Source organism: Streptomyces sp. LS1784 (genome assembly GCF_020103755.1).
Classification (GTDB): domain Bacteria; phylum Actinomycetota; class Actinomycetes; order Streptomycetales; family Streptomycetaceae; genus Kitasatospora.
Window position 1 is genome coordinate 1 of sequence record NZ_JAHSQD010000675.1, and the last position, 3969, is coordinate 3969.

The following is a 3969-nucleotide window of genomic DNA, read 5'->3' on the forward strand; positions in this document are numbered from 1 at the left end:
CACCGGCACCGCCCGCACCGCCCGCCCCCGCCCCGTTGCCGGCCTTGCCTCCGCCATTGCCCCCGGCGCCACCGGAACCGCCGGAGCCGCCGTCGCCGCCCGCACCGCTCTTCACCGCCTGGCCGCCCTGCACGGTGCAGGGCACCGGCGCGTCCTTCTTGTCGCACGGGCTCGGCATCGGCGCGTTCTTGAGGACGGTGAGCTCACCGGCCGAGTTGAAGGTCGGGTTGGCGCAGTTGGAGAGGGTGTCCGGGTTCACCGGGCTGGCGTTGCCCGGGATGCTCTTGGTCTGGAGCAGACCGCCCTTGACCAGGCCGCGCGGGATCGGCGAGTAGCCGAGGCCGTCCGCCTCGCCCTGGCCCTCGCAGAGCACGTAGGACAGGAAGCGGCTGAGCGCGGAACCCTTGTCGTTGTTGAACCGCGGCGGCACCGGCTGGGCGGCCCCGGCCCGCGGCACGATCACGTAGCTGTAGCTGGAGATCGGGTAGGAGCGCGGGTCGTCCATGGTGTAGACGCCGTCGAGGTTCTGCTGGAGGTAGTTCGGGTCGGTCGCCGGGGTGTTGTCGTCGACGCCGCGGATCTTCGCCGCGGTGAGCGCCACCGCGACGTTCGAGGCGGTCGGCAGGGAGTAGTAGCCCGCCGAGTTGAGCACCTTCACGACCGGCCAGTTGCTGCGCTTGGCGAAGGCGTACTCGTCGTAGCCGATGGTGCCCTGGTTGTTCGGGTCCTTGATGTAGCCGGCGACGGTGTCGGAGCTGCTCTGCGCGGTCATCCGGCCGGAGGCCGGGAAGAACTCGGTGTAGTCGCCGCAGGTGGTGCCGTTGACCCCCTTGCAGTAGGCCTCCCACTGGCCCTGGTGGGTGTGCTGCATCCACCGGGTGAACTGCGCGGTGGCACCGGAGCCGTCCGAACGGACCACCGGGGTGATCGGCAGGTTCGGCAGGGCCTTGCCGTAGTCGGCGGCGATCTTCGGGTCGTTCCAGTTGGTGATCTTGCCGGTGAAGATGTCCACGATCGTCTGCGGGGCGAGCCGCAGGTCCCGGACCTGCTTGCCGCCGATCACCAGGTTGTACATGAAGGTCGTCCCGCCGGCCGTGATCGGCACGTACGAGAAGCCGTAGACCGGGTTCTCCCGGGTGCCCTGACCGCCGCTGCGGCGCTCGCCGCTGAGGCCGGTGTCGTCCTGCGTGCGGAACGGCACGTCCGAGGCGGTGAAGTCGTCCTGCCCGAGGCTCCAGGCGTTGCGGCCGGCCGCCGAGCCGATCGGGTTGAAGTTGATCTGGATGCCCTGCGGGCCGACGTCCTGGCGCCACTGGTCGATGGCGGGACCGGCCCAGCTGGAGCCGTCCGCGTTCAGCGCGACCGAGGCCGCGTACGCCGGGACGGTCTGCCCCAGCAGCAGGGAGGCCGCGGCGAGCAGCAGGGACAGCAGCCCTGCCGCCAGTCGGGCCACGGAGCGCCTTGCGGCCTCCCGGGACATGTGAACTCCTCTGGTTCCGAGGGTGGTTGTACGGAACATCACTGCTTCTTCGGCTGGATGGCGGACGGACGGGAGGCGGCCGCCGCGGCGGTGGTCTCAGGACGGCGGGCGTCGCGGTCGAGGCGGCGCTTCTGGGCCCGCGTCAGCCGGCCGGGCTGCCGGCCGCCGAGCACGCGGGCGGTGACGAAGAGGATCAGCACCACGACCATCAGCGTCAGGCCGGCGGCGAAGCCGCGCGCGATCATTCCGTCGTAGGGCTGCTTGACGTAGTTCCAGATGTACAGCGGCAGTGACACCTGGTGCTCGGCGAACGGGTTGCCGTTGAACTGCGAGGTGAAGCCGGCGGTGAGCAGCACCGGCGAGGTCTCGCCGACGCCGCGTGCCATGCCGAGCACCACGGCCGTCATCAGGCCGGGCCGGGCGGTGGGCAGCACCACGTTCCACACCGTGCGCCACTGGCTGCCGCCGAGTGCGTACGAGGCCTCGCGCAGGGTGCCGGGCACCAGCCGGATGACCACCTCGGCGGCCCGGGTGACGATCGGCATCATCATCACGGTGAGCGCGAGCGAGGCCGCGAAGCCGCTCTTCTCGAAGCCGAAGGTGATGATCACGATGCCGAACACGAAGAGCCCGGCCACGATGGACGGCAGCGCCGTCATCGCCTCCACCAGCGTCCGCACCGGCCGGGCCATCCGGCCGCCGACCTCGGACATGAAGACCGCCGCGGCGATGCCCAGCGGGACGGCGAACAGCGTTGCCAGGCCCAGCTGTTCGAGCGAGCCGACGATCGCGCCGAGCGCACCGCCGGAGTCGATCGGGGAGAGCGGGCCGGTACGCTCCATCGACTCGGTGAAGAAGTTCAGATGACGCGCGGCATCCATGCCCTTGCTCGTCACGAAGCCGATCTGGTCGGCGATCAGCGCGACGACCAGGATGCCGGCGCTCCACGCCACCACGGACACCAGGCGCTCGCGCACCATCAGGGGGCCCCACTGGAGCCGGCCCAGCGCGAAGTAGCCCGCCAGGAACAGCGCGTACCAGCAGAGCAGGAAGCCGGACGCGCCGCTGAACGGCAGCACGCGCTCGTACAGCAGCCAGTTCAGCCCGAGCGAGCCGGCCAGGGCGCCGGCCACGGTGAAGACGTCCTCGGAGGTGACGCCGCCGAGTCGGACCTTCTTCTCGGGGCGGAGTTCGGCTGTCGCGGCCGGTTCCGGACCGGCGGCGGGCCCGGACGCCGCGACCGGCGGCAGGTCGAGCGTGGTCATCGGGTGGTCCCTTCACGGTGGTTCGGACGGCGGTGGGTCTGACGGCGGTCGGTCGGACGGTCCGTCATGCTCAGTCCGCCGTCGAGGCGCCGGAACGGGACCGGTTGATCACGAAGCCGGCCGCCACGTTGACCACCAGGGTGAGCGCGAACAGCACCAGGCCGGCCGCCATCAGCGCGGAGAGCGAGAGCTTGTCCGACTCGCCGAACCGCAGCGCGATCAGCGCCGAGATCGAGTTGGCGCCGTTCTCCAGGACGTGCGTGATGGTCTTGAAGCTCGGCGAGATGATCAGCGCCACGGCGATGGTCTCGCCCATCGCCCGGCCGAAGCCCAGCATCACCGCGCCGATGACGCCGCCCTTGCCGAACGGCAGGACGACCGTGCGCACCATCCCCCAGCGGGTCGAGCCCAGCGCGTACGCGCCCTCCCGCTCCCCCTGCGGGGCCTGGGAGAAGACCTCCCGGCTGAGCGAGGTGATGATCGGAATGATCATCAGGGAGACCACCACGCCGGCGATGAAGGTCGAGGAGGTGTAGGAGGTCCCGATGTCGCCGGTGCGGACCTTGAGGAAGGGGATGTACTCCCCCAGGTGGTTGGCCAGCCAGCGGACGAAGCCGACGATCCGCGGCTGGAGGAAGAACAGGCCCCACAGGCCGTAGACGATGCTGGGGATCGCCGCCATCAGGTCGATCAGCGAGATCAGCGCGCCGCGCAGCCGCGGGGGCGCGTACTCGGAGATGAAGATCGCGGTGGACAGCGCCACCGGGACGGCGATGACCAGCGCGATGACGGCGATCAGCAGGCCGTTGGGCAGGACGGCGGCGATGCCGAAGTTGTGTGCGGCGGTCTGCCACTTCTGCTCGGTCAGGAAGGACCAGCCGACCGCCCGGAAGGCGTCCGTGCCGCGCAGGATCAGGAAGAAGGCGATCAGGCCCATGATCGCGAACACCGAGAGCCCGGCCACCCGCAGCACGCCGCGGAACACCCGGTCGGCCGGGGTGGCGGGGGCGGTGATGACGCGGGGGACGTCGGTGTCGGGTGCGCGGTCGGGTCGGCCCGGCGCCCTGGCGGGCGTTGCCGCGGGCTCGGCGGCGGCTGTCATGGCTGCATCTCCGTGCTCGGGTACGGAGGCCCGGGCGGAGCCCAGGCCCTGAGGGTGGCCCGGCGGGGCCGGAACGGCGGCCCCGCCGGGTCGTACGACGGCGTGCGCGTCACGGGCGGCGG

3 protein-coding genes are annotated in these 3969 nt (G+C 71.2%); all 3 read right to left on the minus strand.

Going from position 1 to position 3969, the window contains the following annotated elements:
- Positions 1-1480 (minus strand): phosphate ABC transporter substrate-binding protein PstS (locus KS423_RS40285; protein WP_224284693.1); only part of this gene is annotated, 1480 nt, incomplete at its 3' end.
- A gap of 38 nt (positions 1481-1518) precedes the next feature.
- On the minus strand, positions 1519-2745 hold the full coding sequence (gene pstA, locus KS423_RS40290) for a phosphate ABC transporter permease PstA (protein WP_224284694.1): 1227 nt from the start codon (positions 2743-2745) through the stop codon (positions 1519-1521).
- A gap of 70 nt (positions 2746-2815) precedes the next feature.
- Positions 2816-3969 (minus strand): phosphate ABC transporter permease subunit PstC (gene pstC / locus KS423_RS40295; protein WP_308020304.1); only part of this gene is annotated, 1154 nt, incomplete at its 5' end.